Source organism: Bradyrhizobium sp., from assembly GCF_035309285.1.
Classification (GTDB): Bacteria; Pseudomonadota; Alphaproteobacteria; order Rhizobiales; family Xanthobacteraceae; genus Bradyrhizobium.
Window position 1 is genome coordinate 1 of sequence record NZ_DATGFH010000164.1, and the last position, 18,599, is coordinate 18,599.

The 18,599-nt window shown below is 64.3% G+C and carries 18 protein-coding genes; 12 read left to right on the forward strand and 6 right to left on the reverse strand.

Annotated features, from left to right (window positions below):
• The 3 genes from VKR55_RS29045 to VKR55_RS29055 all read right to left on the reverse strand — a co-directional run.
• Positions 1–876 (reverse strand): acetyl-CoA carboxylase carboxyltransferase subunit alpha (locus tag VKR55_RS29045; protein ID WP_324408835.1); only part of this gene is annotated, 876 nt, incomplete at its 3' end.
• A 178-nt stretch (positions 877–1,054) separates the two neighbouring features.
• Positions 1,055–2,011, reverse strand: coding sequence for a site-specific tyrosine recombinase XerD (gene xerD, locus VKR55_RS29050; protein WP_324408836.1), 957 nt, complete (start codon positions 2,009–2,011; stop codon positions 1,055–1,057).
• Positions 2,012–2,028: 17 nt separating this feature from the next.
• Positions 2,029–2,175, reverse strand: a complete 147-nt coding sequence (locus VKR55_RS29055) for a histidine kinase (RefSeq protein WP_324408837.1) — start codon at positions 2,173–2,175, stop codon at positions 2,029–2,031.
• 149 nt (positions 2,176–2,324) lie between these two features.
• Here VKR55_RS29055 and VKR55_RS29060 point away from each other — a divergent pair, with 149 nt between their 5' ends.
• From VKR55_RS29060 to VKR55_RS29070, 3 genes are all read left to right on the forward strand, one after another.
• Complete coding sequence (locus VKR55_RS29060) at positions 2,325–2,951, forward strand: shikimate kinase (protein WP_324408838.1); 627 nt, start codon at positions 2,325–2,327, stop codon at positions 2,949–2,951.
• Positions 2,948–4,090 (forward strand): 3-dehydroquinate synthase, encoded by a 1,143-nt coding sequence (gene aroB, locus VKR55_RS29065; protein ID WP_324408839.1) that lies wholly within the window; start codon positions 2,948–2,950, stop codon positions 4,088–4,090. The genes VKR55_RS29060 and aroB overlap by 4 nt, the downstream gene beginning before the upstream one ends.
• Before the next feature lie 77 nt (positions 4,091–4,167).
• Entirely contained in the window at positions 4,168–5,475 is a 1,308-nt protein-coding gene (locus tag VKR55_RS29070) for an HlyC/CorC family transporter (protein WP_324408840.1), read from the forward strand.
• Positions 5,476–5,485: 10 nt separating this feature from the next.
• Here the strand turns inward: VKR55_RS29070 and VKR55_RS29075 are convergent, their stop codons facing one another.
• Complete coding sequence (locus tag VKR55_RS29075; RefSeq protein WP_324408841.1) at positions 5,486–5,755, reverse strand: BolA family protein; 270 nt, start codon at positions 5,753–5,755, stop codon at positions 5,486–5,488.
• 110 nt (positions 5,756–5,865) lie between these two features.
• Between VKR55_RS29075 and VKR55_RS29080 the strand changes: the two genes are divergently transcribed.
• Complete coding sequence (locus VKR55_RS29080; protein ID WP_324408842.1) at positions 5,866–6,513, forward strand: J domain-containing protein; 648 nt, start codon at positions 5,866–5,868, stop codon at positions 6,511–6,513.
• A 38-nt stretch (positions 6,514–6,551) separates the two neighbouring features.
• Here the strand turns inward: VKR55_RS29080 and VKR55_RS29085 are convergent, their stop codons facing one another.
• Positions 6,552–7,646: a citrate synthase/methylcitrate synthase gene (locus tag VKR55_RS29085; protein WP_324408843.1), complete on the reverse strand. Its 1,095-nt coding sequence runs from the start codon at positions 7,644–7,646 to the stop codon at positions 6,552–6,554.
• 84 nt (positions 7,647–7,730) lie between these two features.
• On the opposite strand from VKR55_RS29085, the gene VKR55_RS29090 reads away from it, so the two are divergent.
• Positions 7,731–8,954: a citrate synthase family protein gene (locus tag VKR55_RS29090; RefSeq protein WP_324408844.1), complete on the forward strand. Its 1,224-nt coding sequence runs from the start codon at positions 7,731–7,733 to the stop codon at positions 8,952–8,954.
• 8 nt (positions 8,955–8,962) lie between these two features.
• On the opposite strand, the gene VKR55_RS29095 is transcribed toward VKR55_RS29090, so the two are convergent.
• A complete protein-coding gene (locus tag VKR55_RS29095; protein WP_324408845.1) occupies positions 8,963–9,625 on the reverse strand; it encodes a DedA family protein in 663 nt (220 codons plus the stop codon).
• A 311-nt stretch (positions 9,626–9,936) separates the two neighbouring features.
• Here VKR55_RS29095 and cobS point away from each other — a divergent pair, with 311 nt between their 5' ends.
• From cobS to VKR55_RS29130, 7 genes are all read left to right on the forward strand, one after another.
• The gene (gene cobS, locus VKR55_RS29100) at positions 9,937–10,935 is read left to right on the forward strand and encodes a cobaltochelatase subunit CobS (protein ID WP_324408846.1); all 999 of its coding nucleotides are present in this window, start codon (positions 9,937–9,939) and stop codon (positions 10,933–10,935) included.
• Between the two features lie 21 nt (positions 10,936–10,956).
• Complete coding sequence (gene cobT / locus VKR55_RS29105) at positions 10,957–12,855, forward strand: cobaltochelatase subunit CobT (protein ID WP_324408847.1); 1,899 nt, start codon at positions 10,957–10,959, stop codon at positions 12,853–12,855.
• A 3-nt stretch (positions 12,856–12,858) separates the two neighbouring features.
• Positions 12,859–13,926, forward strand: coding sequence for an esterase-like activity of phytase family protein (locus tag VKR55_RS29110; protein ID WP_324408848.1), 1,068 nt, complete (start codon positions 12,859–12,861; stop codon positions 13,924–13,926).
• A 179-nt stretch (positions 13,927–14,105) separates the two neighbouring features.
• Complete coding sequence (locus VKR55_RS29115; RefSeq protein WP_324408849.1) at positions 14,106–15,218, forward strand: NADH:flavin oxidoreductase/NADH oxidase; 1,113 nt, start codon at positions 14,106–14,108, stop codon at positions 15,216–15,218.
• 78 nt (positions 15,219–15,296) lie between these two features.
• The gene (locus VKR55_RS29120) at positions 15,297–15,707 is read left to right on the forward strand and encodes a hypothetical protein (protein WP_324408850.1); all 411 of its coding nucleotides are present in this window, start codon (positions 15,297–15,299) and stop codon (positions 15,705–15,707) included.
• Between the two features lie 243 nt (positions 15,708–15,950).
• Positions 15,951–17,051 (forward strand): LLM class flavin-dependent oxidoreductase, encoded by a 1,101-nt coding sequence (locus VKR55_RS29125; RefSeq protein ID WP_324408851.1) that lies wholly within the window; start codon positions 15,951–15,953, stop codon positions 17,049–17,051.
• Positions 17,052–17,334: 283 nt separating this feature from the next.
• Positions 17,335–17,811, forward strand: coding sequence for a type II 3-dehydroquinate dehydratase (locus tag VKR55_RS29130; RefSeq protein ID WP_324408852.1), 477 nt, complete (start codon positions 17,335–17,337; stop codon positions 17,809–17,811).
• The last annotated feature ends 788 nt before the right edge of the window (positions 17,812–18,599 follow it).

An 18,599-nucleotide genomic window follows, 5' to 3' on the forward strand; every position in this document is an offset into this window, starting at 1 on the left:
CGCCGCATCGATCGCCTCGCCGGTCGCGGCGATCATCGCGGCGGGATCGCGATGCGCGCCGCCGGCCGGTTCCTTGATGATGCGGTCGATCACGCCGAAGCGCAGCATGTCCTGCGCCGTGATCTTCATGGTGTTGGCGGCTTCCTGCGCCTTCGAATTGTCGCGCCACAGGATCGAGGACGCCGCCTCCGGCGAGATCACGCTGTAGATCGCGTGCTCGAACATCAGCACGCGGTTGGCTGTGGTGATCGCGATCGCGCCGCCCGACATGCCTTCGCCCGAGACGATCGCGACGTTCGGGACGCCGAGCGAGAGGCACGTATCGGTGGACCGCGCGATGGCCTCGGCCTGGCCCCGCTCCTCGGCGCCGATGCCGGGATAGGCGCCGGCGGAGTCGGCGATCGAGAGCACGGGGATGCCGAAGCGCTCGGCCATCTCCATCAGCCGCACCGCCTTGCGGTAGCCCTCGGGCCGCGCCATGCCAAAATTGTGCTTGATGCGGGAATCGGTGGAGTTGCCCTTCTCCTGGCCCATCACGCAGATGCTTTGCCCTCGGAAACGGCCGAAGCCGCCCATCAGGGCCTCGTCCTCGGCGAACTTGCGGTCGCCGGCGAGCGGCGTGAATTCGGTGATCAGGTGGCTGATGAAATCGGTGAAGTGCGGCCGCTGCGGGTGGCGCGCCACCAGCGTCTTCTGCCAGGGCGTGAGGTTGGCGTAGAGCTCGGCCAGCGCCTCGGCGGCCTTCTCCTCGATTTTGCCGATCTCCTCGCTGATGTCGGTGCCGGAGGCCGCGAGAGCCCGAAGCTCGTCGACCTTGGAGTCGAGTTCGGCGACGGGCTTTTCGAAGTCGAGGTAAGAGCGCATCTGGTCCGACATCAGGGCAATATAGGGAACAACGAGCGGGCAGGCGAAACGGTTTCGGGGAGGGGAGGGAAAGCTCGTAACTTCAGCGGGTTAGGGCTTCGCGAGAAGATGCGGACGGCAGCATCGCGGGCGGTGAAGCGCTCTTTCCCCGCAGATAGAGCCGAAGTCAAGGCGAACGGAGCACGAAAGCCTACTTCTCCGCGAGCGGGTGCAGGTCGCGAACAAGGCTCTTCAAGCGCTCCTCGACCACATGGGTGTAGATCTGCGTGGTCGAGATGTCGGTGTGGCCAAGCAGCGTCTGCACGATGCGCAAGTCGGCGCCATTGTGCAGGAGATGGCTGGCAAAGGCATGCCTCAGCACGTGCGGCGACACCAGGCGGGGGCTCAAGCCCGAGGCGGCGGCGAGTTCCTTCAGGTCGCGGGCGAAATGCTGCCGCGTCAGGTGGCCGCTCTCGCCAGAGGAGGGAAACAGCCATTTCGAGGGCGCCGCATTCTTCTTCCTCGCCGCGCTGTGCGCTTCGGTGAGGCCAAGAAACTCCGCCATCGCGCTGCGCGAGGCATCGTTCAGCGGCACCAGCCGTTCCTTGGATCCTTTGCCGCGGACCACGATCATCCGCGCATCGTTCCGCGCCGCCGAGCGTGGCAGCGAGACCAGCTCGGAGACGCGCAGGCCCGTGGCGTAGAGCACTTCGAGCAGGCAATAGAGCCGCATTGCCCGCAGCCGCCGCGAGGGCGAGGCATCCGCGGCTTGCGTCAGTTCTTTCGCCCGCGTCAGCATGCGGTCGACGTCGGCGATCGACAGGACTTTTGGCAATCCCCGGCCGCGCTTCGGGCCCGACAGGATCGCCGCCGGATCGTCGCTGCGGATGCGCTCATTGAGGAGGAAGCGGAACAGGTGCCGCAGCGCCGACAGCCGCCGTGCCACGCTGGAGGATTTGAAGCCGCGGGTATCGAGGTCGGAAAGGTAGTCGCGCAGCGTCTCGGTCTGGACGCTCGCAAAGCTTTGCTGACTGCGTACGAGGAATTCGGAAAAATCCTCCAGGTCCCTGCGATAGGCCTGCAGCGTGTTGTCGCCGGCGCCCTGTTCGGCGGCCAGCATGTCGAGGAACAGCCCGGTCAGTTTCGCATCGGAGGTCTTGGAACGCATGTCCCGGACCTTAGTCGCTATTGTTTTAAAAATTTGTCCGGCGGGATGGTCACCGTCATTTCCCGCGATGTTGGCGTGACAAAATTCGCCAATGAATAGATCGCGCCGTAGATGACACCGACGATCACGGCGACGACCGCCAGGAAGCGGAACAGGCTGGGCATCTGGAAGAGGCCTTAAACGCAACGGAATTAACCCTGGAATCATCCATCACGTTCGCCGTGCGGTTTCAAGTCTCTAGCAAGCCCGTCGCTGGGGGTAGTATAGGGGACGAGAAGGGCGGCAATGCCGCCCCGTCACATGAATTTGAGAAATGCCCGAGACCTTAACGCCCGTGCCCGTGACCGCGTCCCCGGAGGCCGAAATCCTGGCCGCGCTGGGCAAGCGGCTGATCGTGCTCGTCGGCATGATGGGGGCGGGCAAATCCACCATCGGGCGGCGGCTGGCCGCACGGCTCAATCTGCCCTTCGTCGACGCCGACACCGAGATCGAGGCGGCCGCCGGCATGACCATTCCGGAGATTTTCGAGCTCCACGGCGAGCCGCATTTCCGCGATGGTGAGGCGCGGGTGATCGCGCGGCTGCTCGAGGGCGGGCCGGCGGTGCTCGCAACCGGCGGCGGCTCGTTCATGCGGGAGGAGACCCGCCGCCGCATCGGCGAGAAGGCGGTGTCGATCTGGCTCAAGGCCGACCCCGACATCATCATGCGCCGCGTCAAGCGCCGCGTTGACCGCCCGCTGTTGCAGACCACCGATCCTGCCGCCACCGTGAGCCGCCTGCTCAGCGAGCGCGAGCCGGTGTACCAGCACGCGGATATCACCATCGCCTCGCGCGACATCCCGCACGACAAGATCGTCGATGAATGTATCGATGCCCTGCGCATGCGGCTTGGCGGCGGGACGGCAGGACAATCCGCTGATACCGCGAGCGCCGCACGATGACCGCACCGCTGAAAGCGTCCGATACGACGGTGGTCAACGTTGCGCTGGACGATCGCGCCTATGACATCGTCATCGGCCGCGATGTGCTCACGTCCCTCGGTACGCGCATCGCCGCACTACGGCCAGGCGCGCGCACGGCGATCGTCACCGACAAGACTGTCGCCAGGCATTGGCTGGAGCCAACCGAAGCCTCGTTGGCGACCGCAGGCATTGCGACCGCGCGTATCATCGTGGACGAAGGCGAGGGCTCGAAAACCTATGCCGGCCTGGAAAAAGTCTCCGAAGCGCTGATCGCGGCCAGGATCGAGCGCAACGATCTCGTCATCGCGCTCGGCGGCGGCGTGGTCGGCGATCTCGCCGGTTTTGCGGCCGCGATCTTGCGCCGCGGCGTCGATTTCGTGCAGGTGCCGACCTCGCTGCTCGCCCAGGTCGATTCGTCTGTCGGCGGCAAGACCGGGATCAATTCGCCGCAGGGCAAGAACCTGCTCGGCGCCTTCCATCAGCCGGTCCTGGTGATCGCCGATACCGCCGTCCTTGATACATTGTCGCCGCGCCAGTTCCGCGCCGGCTACGCCGAGGTCGCCAAATATGGCGTGCTCGGCGATGAGGCCTTTTTCGCCTGGCTGGAATCCAATCACAGCGAGGCGTTCAAGGGCGGCGCGGCGCGCGAGCATGCCATCGCCACGTCCTGCCGTGCCAAAGCGGCGATCGTGGCGCGCGACGAGCGGGAGAACGGCGACCGCGCGCTGCTCAATCTCGGTCACACTTTTGGCCATGCGCTGGAAGCCGCGACCGGTTTCTCCGATCGCCTGTTCCATGGCGAGGGCGTCGCCATCGGCATGGTGCTGGCGGCGGAATTTTCGGCCTCGCTGGGCATGATTTCGCAGGGAGAGGCGGCGCGGGTGGCTCGGCATCTGGCCGAAGTCGGCCTCCCGACGAAGCTGCAGGACATCGCCGGGTTTGCACAAGAGGGGCTTGCGGATGCCGACGCGCTGATGACCTTGATGGCGCAGGACAAGAAGGTTCGGCGCGGCAAGCTCACCTTCATCCTGTTGGAGGCGGTCGGCCGCGCGGCAATCGTAAAGGACGTCGACCCCAAGCGCGTGCGCGATTTTCTGCAGAGTAAGCTCAAGGCGTGATCCGCGAGGGCAGGCGAGCGTTTTGGCGCGTTGCAAATGGATCATCCTTCCCTAAATAGAGAAGCGGCGATCAGGTCATGAACTGGTTCACCTTTTCCGTCATGGTTGCGCTGCTCGGCATTTCCGCGTTCTTCGCGGCGAGCGAGACGGCGCTGACGGGTGCCTCGCGCGGGGGCATGTTGCGGCTGTCGAAGCAGGGCAACAGCGACGCCGACGTGGTCTCGAGCCTGATCGAGATGCGCGAGCGATTGATCGGCGCGCTCCTGCTTGGCAACAACATCGCCAATATCGGCGCCTCGGCGCTGGCGACCGGCATCTTCACCCAGTGGTTCGGCCAGGTCGGCGTGCTGTACGCCACCGCCGTGATGACCATTCTGGTCGTGATCTTCGCCGAAGTGCTGCCGAAGACCATCGCCATCAACGCGCCGGACCGCGTGTCGCTGGCGGTCGCCCGGCCGATGCGGCTGATGATGTATGTCCTTGGCCCGCTGCTCACCGTGATCGAGGCGATCGTCCGCGTGCTGATGCGCCTCGTCGGCATCAAGATCGGCGCCAACCTGCCGCTGTTGTCGCCGACCGACCGCCTGCGGGGCGCAGTCGATCTCCTGCATCACGAGGGCAAGGTCGAGAAGCAGGATCGCGACATGTTCGGCGGGCTGCTCGACCTGCGCGAGCTGCAGGTCTCCGACGTGATGGTCCACCGCACCGAAATGGTGATGGTGAATGCCGACCTGCCGCCGGAAGATCTGGTCAGCGAAGTGCTGGCGTCCGAATATACCCGCATTCCACTGTGGCGCGAGAAACCCGAAAACATCATCGGCGTGCTGCACGCCAAGGATCTCTTGCGTGCGATTCGCGCCTCCGACGGCGACACGTCGCGAATCGACGTTTCCGCAATTGCGCTGCCGCCCTGGTTCGTGCCGGAAATGCGTCCGGTGTCCGAGCAGCTCAAGGCGTTCCGCCGCCGCAAGACTCACTTCGCCCTGGTCGTCGACGAGTATGGCGAGGTTGAAGGCCTGGTGACGCTGGAGGACATCCTGGAAGAAATCGTCGGCGACATCGCCGACGAGCACGACGTCGTTGTGGCCGGCGTCCGCGCCCAGCCCGACGGCTCAGTCGTGGTCGACGGCTCGGTGCCGATCCGCGATCTCAATCGCGCGATGGACTGGAGCCTGCCTGATGAGGAGGCAACCACGGTGGCCGGGCTGGTGATTCACGAAGCGCGTTCAATTCCCGAACGCGGCCAGAGCTTCACCTTCCACGGTTTCCGTTTCCGCGTGCTGCGCCGTGAACGCAACCGCATCACCGCGCTCCGTATCGTCCCGGTGCTGCGCGACGCCGAGTTCGAGGACAAAAAGCCCAAGCGGGCCGGCACCGCGTTTTAACGAGGCGGTGCTAAGCTTCGCCCGGCGCCTGCGCGTGAATGGCGAGCGCGTGGACGGAACCGGCGAGCTCGCTCGAAAGCGCCGCATTTATCATGCGATGGCGCTCGACCCGGCTCTTCCCTTTGAAGGCCGGAGACACGATATACACACGGAAGTGCGTCTCGCCGCCCGGCCTGTGGCCGGCATGGCCTTCATGCAGATGGGATTCGTCCTGAACCTCGAGGCTTTCGGGAAGGAAAGCTTCGCGCAACTTGTTGGTGATAGTCTGCCTTGTCGTCATATGATGGCATTAAATGTCGCAGGTACGTTTCGTCAACATCGGGCCCGGAGTTAAACGCTTTCGCAATGTCAAGACTTGAAGGTTTTTGCATTGCGTAGTCAAAGTCTGCCATGCCGATCGATTCACAAAAAATCTTCGACGCCATTCGCATCAAGCCGAACAAGCTGAGCGCGCGGCAGCAGGCGCAGGCGCGCGAAGCCGCCATCATGTGCGAATGGCCGGGCTGCCAGAACAAGGGCCCGCATCGTGCGCCGAAAGGCCGCGAGAATTCGCGCGAGTACTGGCACTACTGCCTCGACCATGTGCGCGAGTACAATCAGTCCTACAATTTCTTCTCCGGCATGAATCCCGACGCGGTCGCGCGGTATCAGAAGGATGCGATGACCGGTCACCGCCCGACCTGGAAGATGGGCGCCAATGGCGCCCCGGGGAAAGGCAAAGGGCCTCCTGCCGCCGATTTCGACGGAGCAGCCGATCCCTTCAGCATGTTCTCCGAGCTCAACGGTCGCGGCCGCTGGCGGCCAGGCCCCGAAACGCCGAAATCGGAGACGCGGAAAGTCTTCAACGCCGAGCGCAAGGCGCTGCAGGTGATGGGGCTGGGACCGGATGCGACGCTCGAGGACGTCAAGATCAAGTACAAGGCGTTGGTGAAGCAGCATCACCCCGATGCCAATGGCGGTGACCGCTCGACCGAAGACCGACTGATCGAGATCATCAAGGCGTACAATTACCTGAAGACGGTGGTGCGCGCGGGCTAGCGCCCTGCGACAAGCCCGGCGCGCCCGCGCATTCCTGCTCACGCAGCCGGCATTCTCCCGGCATAGGACGAGCTCGGCCGGATCAACCGTCCGGTGCGCTGCTGCTCCCGTGCGTGCGCGGTCCAGCCCGCGGCGCGCGCCACCGCGAAGACCGGCGTGAACGCCTGTCTTGGAATTTCGAGCGCGTCGAGCAGGATCGCGGTGAAGAACTCCACATTGGTCTCCAGTGGTCGGTTCGGATTCTTCCGCCGCAGCGCCTGGCGGATATAGGCCTCCACCTCACTGGCAAAGGGCAGGTTAGCGCCGTCGGCCGACAACCGCTCGATCGCGGCTTTGAGCACATCGGCGCGGGGATCGCGCACGCGATAGACGCGATGGCCAAAACCCATCAGCCGCTCGCCGCGCGCCAAAGCGTCGTCGACCCAGGGCATGATGCGCTCACGCGTGCCGATCGCATCCAGCATTTCCAGCACCGGCTCCGGCGCGCCGCCATGCAGGGGACCGGTCAGCGCGCAATAACCGGCCGTCACCGCTGCGAACAAATCGGCCTGTGTCGAGGCCACAACGCGTGTCGTGAATGTGGAAGCATTCATGCCGTGATCGCAGACGGTGACGAAGTAGGTGTCGAGCGCGACCGCATTGCGCGCTTGCGGCGTGTGGCCGAGCAGCATCTTCAGGATGTCGGCCGCATGACTGAGCGTCGCATCGGGCGCGACCGGCGAATTGCCTTTTGCGCGCTGTACCAGCGCGCCGGCGATGACCGGAAACGCGCCGACGATGGTTGCTTCATGATCGAGCCCGCTTTCGGCGCGTAACCCGGCGATGGCGGCACGAAAGCCGTCGACGATCGATAGCCCCCGCGTCGCGCCCAGGAGTTCAGGCAGCCGAGCGAAGGCGCGCTCGCGCGCAAGGCCGAGCTGGGAGCGCACATCGGCTTCCGTCCACGCCCTGCCGGTCGCGCCGTTCCAAAGGCGGGCGGTGACGCTTTCAAAACTCGCGCGTCCGGCGAGGTCGCCGACGCGTTCGCCGGCAATAATCAATTCGCCGCGCTCGCCATCGACATGGCTCAACACGGTCTCGGCGGCGGGAACGCCGTCGAGACCAATCTGGCTCTTGGTGAGCTGGATATTCATGACCGGATCTCCTTCAGCCCTGGGGTCAGGCTTAGAAGGTCGGGCCTCTCGACAGATTGATCAATCTTGATTATATCAATCAATATGAAAAAATCCGAGGCTCTTTATCTGACTGCCCGGGAGGCTTCTGCGGAGCTCTCGATCTCGCCGGCCACGCTCTATGCCTATGTCAGCCGCGGGCTGATCCGTTCCGAGCCTTCGCCGGACTCGCGCAGTCACCGCTATCGCGCCGAGGACATCAGGGGGCTGAAGGAGCGCCGTGCGCCCTCGGTCGAGCCGCGGGGGTTCCGAAGTTTTGACCCGGACCTTCCGGTTCTGGATTCGGCGATTTCAACTATCACCGAGGAAGGCGCGATCTACCGCGGGGTGAACTGTGTCGATCTCGCGGAAAAGGATTCGCTCGAGCACACCGCAACGCTGCTCTGGGATGTAACTGGCGTCGATCCATTCGCCGCCGATAATTGTCCGCATGTCTCTGACGCCATGCGCGCGATTGCGGAGGCCACCTCGCGCGCGGCGCCGATCGATCGGGCGATCGCCGTGCTGGCGCTGGCAACCAGCGCCGATCCAGGCGCATTCACACGCGCGCCCGAAGGTCGCGCGCTGGTTGGCGCGCGCATCCTGCGGCTCTTGGTCGCCACCATGCTCAATTCGTCACCATCTGCCGAGCCGCTACATCTGCAGATCGCCAGGGCCTGGGCGCCGGACCATAAGCACGCAGCCGATCTGATCCGCCGTGCTCTGGTGCTGCTCGCCGATCACGAATTGAACGCCTCGACCTTCACGGTGCGATGCGCCGCCTCGACAGGGCTTAGTCTCTACGATGCCGTGATCGCCGGGCTCGCCGCACTGAAAGGTCCCAGGCATGGCGGCGCGGGCGTGCTGGCTTCGCAGTTAGTGAAGACGCTGGTCGACCACGATCCGGAGCCGGTGATCCGCGAGCGCGTCGCGCTCGGCGAGCGCTTTGCTGGTTTTGGTCACGGCGTCTACACGCGCGGCGATCCCCGTGCGATGTCGCTGTTGAACGCGCTGGCACGCGCGGGTGCGCCGCGCAAATTCACCAAGGAAGTTCCGGAGCGGATCGCGGAAGCCACCGGCGAGTTCGTCAACATCGATTATGCTCTTGCCGTGCTGGTGCATAGTCTGCGGCTTGCCGCCGGCAGCGAGCTCACGCTGTTTGCGATGGCGCGCGCGGTGGGCTGGATCGCGCATGCGAGCGAGCAATTGCAATTCGGTCGCCTGATCCGCCCGCGCGCCCGCTACGTCGGCCCCGCGCCGGGACGGGGTGCGGCTTCGCAACCGCCGTAAAGCTTTTTTTATTTGCCGGGCCTCGCCGGCTCGATCGCCCCGCCGCCATTCCGGCGTCGGATGGTCCAGATTGCCAACGCCACGATAATGGTCCCGCCAATGACGATCGGGATCCAGTGATGCTTGGCGCTGCCGCCGGTGTGGCGGAACACGCCGTAGCGGTCGAGCACCGACACCGCCATCACGCCAGGCAGCACGTGGGCGGGCGCCCAGAGCAGGATCGCTGGAATGTTCACCGCATAGAAGCGGGCCGGGGGCATGCCGAGCGCGCCGGCCGTGATCGGCACAAAGGCGCGGATCGGCGGCACGAAGCGCGCAAAAAACACGGCCCACGCACCCCAGCGCTTGAAGAAGTCTTCGCTCTGCGCAATGACGCGCGGATAGTTGCCGAGCGGCCAGGCAGAGAGAATCTCTCTCTGTGCGCGATGTCCGGTCCAGAAGGCGGATCCATCGCCCAGCATGGCGCCGGCGATCGCGGTGAGCAAAACCCATTGCAGCTTCAAATCGCCGCCCGGCACCAGCGCGCTCAGCGCCAGGATGATGGTCGAGCCGGGAATGACCGAGCCCACCACCGGGACTGCCTCCAGAAGGGCCGCAAGGAACAGCGTCAGGTAAGCAAGCCACGCATTGGCCGAAACAAACGCAATCAGGGGATCGAGATAGGGAGCCACAAAAATCCTGTGTCGGTTGGGCCGGTTCAGGTTCAGCCGGCGGCCTATCATAAGTAACTAAAGTCGCAGAAAGTGCCATGCAAACCGGCCCATGGCCTTCCGGCCGAGTTCGGTTTGAAAAGCGGTCTGATTCGCAGGGCAGCCTTTCCAAAACTGCGTTTCATGCTTATCTGCATGAAAAAACAACGGAACTTTGATTGCCCGGCGGGCTTCTGCCGGTTCGCGCTCTCTGCTAGGCTGGCGAAACGCCCCCATCCGCAGCCACTCTTCTTATATCTGGTTTCGGGAACGCCCGGGACCTCGGAGGAATAATGACGACCGCCGCGACCACGAATGCGCAGGAAATCTCCGGTTTGCCCGATATGAAGGTGTCGGTCCGGCAGGTTTTTGGCATCGACAGCGATCTTGAAGTGCCGGCCTATTCCGAAGTCGACCCGCACGTGCCGGAGGTCGACACGGACTACCGTTTCGATCGCGCCACGACGCTTGCGATCCTCGCCGGTTTCGCCAAGAACCGCCGCGTGATGGTGACCGGCTATCATGGCACCGGCAAATCGACCCATATCGAGCAGGTCGCAGCGCGGCTGAACTGGCCCTGCGTGCGCGTCAACCTCGACAGCCACATCAGCCGCATCGATCTGGTCGGCAAGGACTCGATCGTGATCAAGGACGGCAAGCAGGTCACCGAATTCAGGGACGGCATCCTGCCGTGGGCGCTCCAGCACAACATCGCGCTCGTGTTCGACGAATACGACGCCGGCCGTCCCGACGTGATGTTCGTGATCCAGCGCGTGCTCGAAGTCTCGGGCCGCCTCACGCTTCTGGACCAGAACAAGGTGATCAAGCCGCATCCGGCGTTCCGGCTGTTCTCGACCGCCAACACGGTCGGCCTCGGCGACACCTCGGGCCTCTATCACGGCACCCAGCAGATCAACCAGGGCCAGATGGACCGCTGGTCTATCGTCACCACGCTGAACTACCTCGCCCATGACGAGGAGGTCGAGATCGTGCTGGCGAAGGCGCATCACTATCGCACCCAGGAAGGCCGCGACATCGTCAACAAGATGGTCCGTCTTGCCGATCTCACCCGCAACGCGTTCGCCAATGGCGACCTGTCGACGGTGATGAGCCCACGCACGGTGATCACCTGGGCGGAAAACGCGGAAATATTCGGCGATATCGGTTTTGCGTTCCGCGTCACCTTCCTGAACAAGTGTGACGAGCTGGAACGGCCGCTGGTGGCGGAATTCTATCAGCGCTGCTTCAACGCCGAGCTCGCCGAATCCGCAGTCAACGTGGCACTGTCGTAAAGTGTCACGCGGCGAGGCGCGATGACGACGTCCAACAGCAAATTCCGCACCGGAGCCAAGGAAGCGCCGACCGAGCCGTTCAAGCGTGCGGTCACGTCCTGCCTGCGCGCGATCGCGCGCACGCCGGAGCTGGAAGTGAGCTTTGCGGCCGAGCGGCCCGGGCTTGCGCCCGGCAAGGCCCGACTGCCCGAGCCCGCGCGCAAGATGAGCCGGCGTGATGCTGCGATCGTGCGCGGCCATGCCGATTCCATCGCGCTGAAGCTTGCGTGCCACGACCCCAAGGTGCACCGCAAGCTGATGCCGGGCAATCCGCAAGCGCGTGGCGTGTTCGAGGCGGTCGAGCAGGCACGCGTGGAGGCGATCGGCGCGCGGCGCATGTCGGGCGTTGCGAAAAACCTCACCGCAATGCTCGACGATCACTTTCATCGCGGCAAGTATGACGAGATTACCGACCGCGCCGATGCGCCGCTGTCGGACGCGCTGGCCATGCTGGTGCGGGAGCGCTTGACCGGGCTGGCGCCTCCGGCGGCGGCGAAGAAGATGGTCGACCTCTGGCGGCCGATCCTGGAAGACAAGATCGGCTCGCGGCTTGATAAGCTTTCCCGCGTCACCGAGGATCAGGCCCGGTTCGGCGACATGGTCCACGACCTGCTTTCGGCGCTCGATCTCGGCGACGATCGCGACGCCGAGACCGACGAGAACGATGACGACGAGAATAATCCCGACGGCGACAGCGATCAGTCCGGCGCCGAGGGCTCGCCCGATTCCGATGCCGCACAGGAGATGAGTGCAGACCAGGCGGACGCTACCACGGACGACATGTCCGACAGCGCGATGGAAAGCGCGCAGGCCTCCACCAGCGATACTTTCGATGACGGCGAGCTCGGCGACGACGAGACGCCGGGCGAGGCGACGCGTCCGAATTCGCGCGGGCAGAATGAGCCGCGTGGGCCGGAATATCACGCCTTCGCGCCGAAATTCGACGAGGTCATTGCGGCGGAGGACCTCTGCGATCATGACGAGCTGGAACGGCTGCGCTCCTATCTCGACAAGCAGCTTGCTCACCTGCAGGGCATCGTCGCGCGGCTCGCCAACCGGCTGCAGCGCCGCCTGATGGCGCAGCAGAACCGCGCCTGGGAATTCGATCTCGAAGAAGGCATCCTCGATCCCGCGCGGCTGTCGCGCGTGGTCACCGATCCCTATCACCCGCTGTCCTTCATGCATGAGAAGGAAGCGACCTTCCGCGACACCGTGGTGACGCTGCTGCTCGACAATTCCGGCTCGATGCGCGGCCGCCCGATCACGGTGGCCGCGACCTGCGCCGATATCCTGGCGCGCACGCTGGAGCGTTGCGGCGTCAAGGTCGAGATTCTGGGCTTCACCACCCGCGCCTGGAAGGGCGGACAATCGCGCGAGGCCTGGCTCGCAGCCGGCAAGCCGCCGAATCCTGGCCGCCTCAACGATCTCCGCCACATCATCTACAAGGCGGCCGACGCGCCGTGGCGGCGTTCGCGCAAGAATCTCGGCCTGATGATGCGCGAGGGCCTGCTCAAGGAGAACATCGACGGCGAGGCCCTCGATTGGGCGCACAAGCGCCTGCTCGGGCGTTCCGAGCAGCGCAAGATCCTGATGATGATCTCCGACGGCGCGCCGGTCGACGATTCCACGCTGTCGGTCAATCCCGGCAACTATCTCGAACGGCACCTGCGTCACATCATCGACGAGATCGAGACCCGCTCGCCGGTCGAGCTGATCGCAATCGGCATCGGCCACGACGTCACGCGCTATTATCGCCGCGCCGTCACCATCGTGGATGCCGAGGAGCTTGGCGGCGCCATCACGGAAAAGCTCGCCGAGCTGTTCAGCGAGACTCACGGCGCGCCGCCTACCGCAAGGGCTCAGCGCCGGCTGCATTCCTGAGGAATGCGCAACGGCATCAGCCGCCGCCGCCTTCTGAGCTCTGCGGCGGCCGGACTTTCGGCTTTCGCCGCGCCGGACGTCGTGCGCGCGCAATTTTCCGGTTCGCCATCGAAGCCGCTGGTCAAGGACGAGACCTTTGTCACCGCGCCGGTCTCGATCGACGTCAAGGCGCGGCCCATCGCCTCGTTCGACCCCCGCGACCGTACGCATCTGGGCTTCGGCGCGCTGGAATGGCGCAGCGGCCTGGTGCTCACCTCGGCATTTCCCGGCTTCGGCGGATTGTCCGCCTTGCGGCTTGATGCCAAGGGGGAGCGCTTCATTTCGCTGAGCGACAAGGGAAGCTGGTTCACCGGCCGCATCGTCTACTCGGAGCGCGAGATGACCGGGCTCGCCGATGTCGAGGCCGCGCCCATGCTCGGTTCTGATGGCAAGCCGATCACTGCGCACGGCTGGTTCGATTCCGAATCGCTCGCGCTCGACGGCTCGCTGGCCTATGTCGGGCTCGAGCGCGTCAATCAGGTGCTGCGCTTCGATTTCGCCAAAGGATTTACCCGCGCCCGCGGCGAGGTGGTGGCGATGCCGCCGGCGGTAAAAAAGCTGCCCTACAACAAGGGGCTCGAGGCGCTGGTCTTCGTGCCCCGGGGCCGGCCGCTCGCCGGTACGTTGATCGCGCTGTCCGAGCGCGGTCTCGATGCTCATGGCAATCTGATCGCCTTCCTCGTCGGCGGCCCGTCGCCCGGGCAATTTTCCGTCCGCCGCACCAGGAATTTCGACATCAGCGATGCCGTGCTGCTCGCTTCCGGCGATCTGCTCATCCTGGAGCGGAAATTTTCCTGGGTCGCCGGCCTCGGCATTCGCATCCGCCGGATTCCACTTGCGTCGATCGTGCCGGGCGCGGTCGTCGATGGCCCCTCGATCTTTGAAGCCGATCTCGGCGAGGAGATCGACAATATGGAGGGCATCGACGCGTTTGTGACGGCCGACGGCGATACCGTGCTGACCATGATCTCCGATGACAATTTCTCACTGCTCCAGCGTACGCTGCTCCTGCAGTTCACCCTGCTGGAATGAACGATGCTGTCGAATGAACTTTCGCGCGCCTTGAGACCTGGTGGGACCAGTAAGCGCTGACGCGCCCGCGTGAGCCCCGCCAATGGCGCATGGCGATATAAGCTCCTTGCCGGCTGGTAAGTTGCGCGGCGACACTTAATGTTAGGGTTCCGTCGCCCTTCTCCTCCGGATCTCCCTCCATGAGCGCCCTGTTTGCCCCGATCCAATTGCGCGGCCTGAAGCTTGCCAACCGCATCATGGTCTCGCCGATGTGCCAGTATTCGGCCGAGGACGGCTCGGCCACCGACTGGCATTTCACCCACATCAACAATCTGTCGCTGTCGGGGGCTGCGATGTTCTGCATCGAAGCCACCCATGTCGAGTCCATCGGCCGCATCACACCGGGATGCCTCGGCCTCTACAGCGACGCCAACGAGGCTGCGCTGAAGCCGATCCTTGCCTCGGTGCGCAAGCATTCGAGGGCCGCGATTGCGATGCAGCTCGCGCATGCCGGCCGCAAGGGCTCGAGTTATCGTCCCTGGGACGGCGGCCAGCAGCTCCCGTTCGCCAAGGGCGGCTGGCAGACCGAGGCGCCGTCGGCCATCGCCCACAAGGACGGCGAAGTCCAGCCGACCGCGCTCGATGACGCCGGGCTTGCGCGCATCCGTGACGCCTTCGTCTCCGCCGCAAGGCGCGCCGAGCAGCTCGGTATCGACGCGCTCGAGCTGCATGCCGCGCACGGCTATCTCATGCATCAATTCCTGTCGCCGATCGCCAACAAGCGTACCGATCGATATGGCGGTTCGCTCGAAAACCGCATGCGCTTTCCGCTGGAGGTTTACGACGCCGTGCGCGCGGCCTTCCCGGACTACAAGCCGATCGGCATCCGCGTGTCGGCGACGGACTGGGTCGACGGTGGCTGGGATCTTTCGCAAACAGTAGAATTTGCCAAAGAGTTGAAGAAACGTGGCGCCGACTGGATCGACGTCTCCTCCGGCGGCGTGTCCCCGTTCCAGAAAATCCCGCTCGGCCCCGGCTATCAGGTGCCGCTCGCGCAAGGCATCAAGGAGGCGACCGGCCTGACCACGATGGCCGTCGGGCTGATCACGGAAGCCAAGCAGGCCGAGGATATCGTCGCTTCCGGCAAGGCCGACATGGTCGCGCTTGCCCGCGGCATGCTCTACGACCCACGCTGGGGCTGGCATGCCGCCGCCGAGCTTGGCGGCGAGGTCGCCGCTCCGCCGCAATACTGGCGCTCGCAGCCTTCGACGCAGAAGGCGCTGTTCGGCAAGACCTCGTTCGGGGCGCGGTAACGCAGGATTGCGATTTATCAAAGGTTCCGTAGCAGGGGCGGATAGGGTAGACTTATCTTCAATCGCCAGGGTGCGCCCATGCGATTCCGCGTCCGTAAAACTGCCCACGTCCTCGAACGCATCGGCCTTGCGATGGCGGGAGCAGCTTGCGGCCTCTTCGTCTCCGCCCATGTCGGTTCGTCGATCTCCGCGCTGACCTCGCAGGGTTTCCTGCTGGTGATGATGGTCATCGGCGCGATCGGCTTCTATCTGGGCATCGACACGCCGCCACTCGCGTTTCATGGCGAGGACGACCCGAAGATTGATGCGGCCGAGTTCCTCTCCGCCGTTGGCACCTTCTGCGCGACGCTCACGGCATTCTTTTCGGTCGCCATCATCATCCTGCGCGAAGAGCCGCACATCGCCTGGACCTGGCTCATCATGATCGGCTGGGTCGCAGGCATTTCGATGCAGATTGTCGCGGGCGCCAAAGCGCGGGCGCGGAAGTAGAGAGCATGATCCGGAAAAAGCCTGCCCCGCACTTGATGCGGGGTGGGCACCGGTTTTCCGATAAGCTCATGCTCAATCAAAACCATCGCGGCGTTCAGCCGCGACATCTTCTGTTGCATGGCACCGGTCATCATTTCGCCGCTCTGCGGCCAATGATTGAAGGGGTGCGAAGTGTTAGGCTTCATGCGTGGCCCGACAACGATCGCTCCGCAACCAAAGACAAGAACAGCAGAGGAAATCCCCATGGAACTCGGATATTTCGCGATGCCTTCGCATCCGCCGGAGTGCGGCTTGAAGGAGGGCCACGACTGGGATCTGCAGGTGCTGCGCTGGCTCGATGAGCTCGGCTACCAGGAATGCTGGATCGGCGAGCACCACACCGCGCCCTGGGAGCCGCATCCGGCGCCCGATCTCCTGGTTGTCGAAGGACTGCGCCAGACCAAGAATATCCGCCTCGGCCCCGGCGGCTTCCTCCTGCCGTATCATCACCCCGCCGAGCTCGCCAATCGCGTCGCGATGCTCGATCATCTCTCCGGCGGCCGGCTCAACTTCGGCGTCGCGGCATCTGGCCTGCCGAGCGACTGGGCGATGTTCAATGTCGATGGCATGAGCGGGCAGAATCGCGAGATGACGCGCGAGGCGCTGGAAATCATCCTGAAGCTCTGGAGCGACCCCGCGCCGTTCACCTACACCGGCAAATACTGGACGGTGACCAAGCCGGATACGATGTTCGACTTCCTGAAAACACATCTGAAGCCGGTGCAGGCGCCGCATCCGCCGATCGGCGTTGCGGGACTTTCGAAGAACTCCGACACGCTGAAGCTTGCGGGCGAACGCGGCTTCATCCCGATGAGCCTCAACCTCAATCCGGCCTATGTCGGCAGCCACTGGGATTCGGTCGAGCAGGGCGCGGCGAAGACCGGCCGCAAGCCGAGCCGCCGCGACTGGCGGCTGGTGCGCGAGGTGTTCGTGGCCGACACCGACGAGGAGGCGTGGAAGCTTTCCGCCGGCGACATGATGGGCCGGATGATGAGCGAATACTTCCTGCCGCTGCTCGGCCATTTCGGCTTCAAGGATTATCTGAAAGCCACCCCCGATGTGGCGGACTCCGACGTCACGGTGGAATACTGCGCGCGCAACAACTGGGTCGTCGGCTCGCCCAAGACCGTGACCGAGAAGATCGAGCAGATCTGGCACGAGGTCGGCGGCTTCGGCGTGCTGCTCGTGTTCGGCTTCGACTACATGCACAAGAGCCAGGCCTGGCATCACTCGCTCTCGCTCCTGAAGAACGAGGTCCTGCCGCGGCTGAAGCATCTCGATGCGGGATTGGGCAAGGCGGCGTAACAGCCTAGCAATCGTCGTCATGGCCGGGCTCGACCCGCAGGCGGGTCGAGCCCGGGCACGACGAGCCTGGATGCCTCACTTCCATTTTTCATTGTCGAACGGCCACGTCACTCGAACCGTAGGGTGGGCAAAGGCGCGTCCGCGCCGTTCCCACCATCTTCTTGCAACAGCATTGCTGTGAATGGTGGGCACGCTTCGCTTTGCCCACCCTACAGCCGTTGATCCCTCCTTCGCGCCCACTAATCTCCCCACGCTTCATAACAAACCTGCCGCGGGAGAGACCATGCGCATCATGATCATCAACGGACCCAATTTGAACATGCTCGGCATCCGCGAGCCGCACATCTATGGCTCGACCACGCTGGATGCGATCAAGGCCGCTTGCGAGGAGCTCGCGGCGTTCGCCGGCGCGACACTCGCCTTTCACCAGTCCAACCATGAGGGCGTCATCGTCGACCTGATCCAGTCGGCGCGCAAAGACGCGGACGCCATCATCATCAATCCCGCCGGCTTTTCCTTCACCTCGATTGCAATCTTCGATGCGCTGAAGATTTTCGAGGGCCCGATCTTCGAGGTGCACATCTCCAACATCCATGCCCGCGACGAGCTGCACCGCCATTCAAAGCTCTCCGCCGCAGTGAAGGCCGTCATCGCAGGCCTCGGCCCCTACGGCTACATCGTCGCCATGCAGGCGGCGTTGCAAGGCGCCGGGAAATTGCCCGCCGCGCTGCCGCCGGCGGTAAGGGTCGGGCCGAAGTGACTGGATAGGAGGCGCCGCCGCCTCTAAAGCGTGATAATCTGCAACAGCTCGTCATTCCGGGCTCGCGCTCAGCGCCCGGAATGACGGGTGAAGAGGCACGCCCCCACCTTCCCGCGGCGCGTTTACACCCGGGTTCTCCATCATCGTGTCCCTCCGAGAATGCGAGGGCGCAGGGAATGCCGGATGCAGGCCGCACCCGCGAGCCTTGCGTGCAAAGAAAGTGCACTTACGCACGCAAGCAACGACAGGGCAGCCAAAACAACCGGCATTCCCTGCGCGATTGGTGTTAACGGCTGCTTCGTGCTCTCCCTGGAGTGCCGGGCTTGTTAGCCTCCATCCCCCCGGGCTTATGACCCGGAGGTTGATCCCAGCGTCGGGGGATCGGGACCACACGACTTGGCCGTCCGCGCATGCGCCGCTCGTCCGGCGGCGCGTCCGCGTCCATCGCAGCCCGCCCCACGTTCGTGACGACGCGTACGCCCCTCGCATCGGGACGGGATGACGGGAGATGATCATGTATTTCTGAAAAATGGAAGGGGAATTTTTTTCGCAAGACGTCTTGACATTGCAGCGAGTGCTTTCTGATAAAGCGAAGTGATTTGCTCGTCGGGCCAACAAACTCCCTGGTCATTCCGGGGCAGCCCGATAGGGCTGAGCCCGGAATCCATAACCACAGGCGATTGTTGTATCTCTGCCGGCGCGCACACAACTGTGGCCGGTGGTTATGGATTCCGGGTTCGCGCTGCGCGCGCCCCGGAATGACGGCTCGCCATAGCCGCGGGCTATGG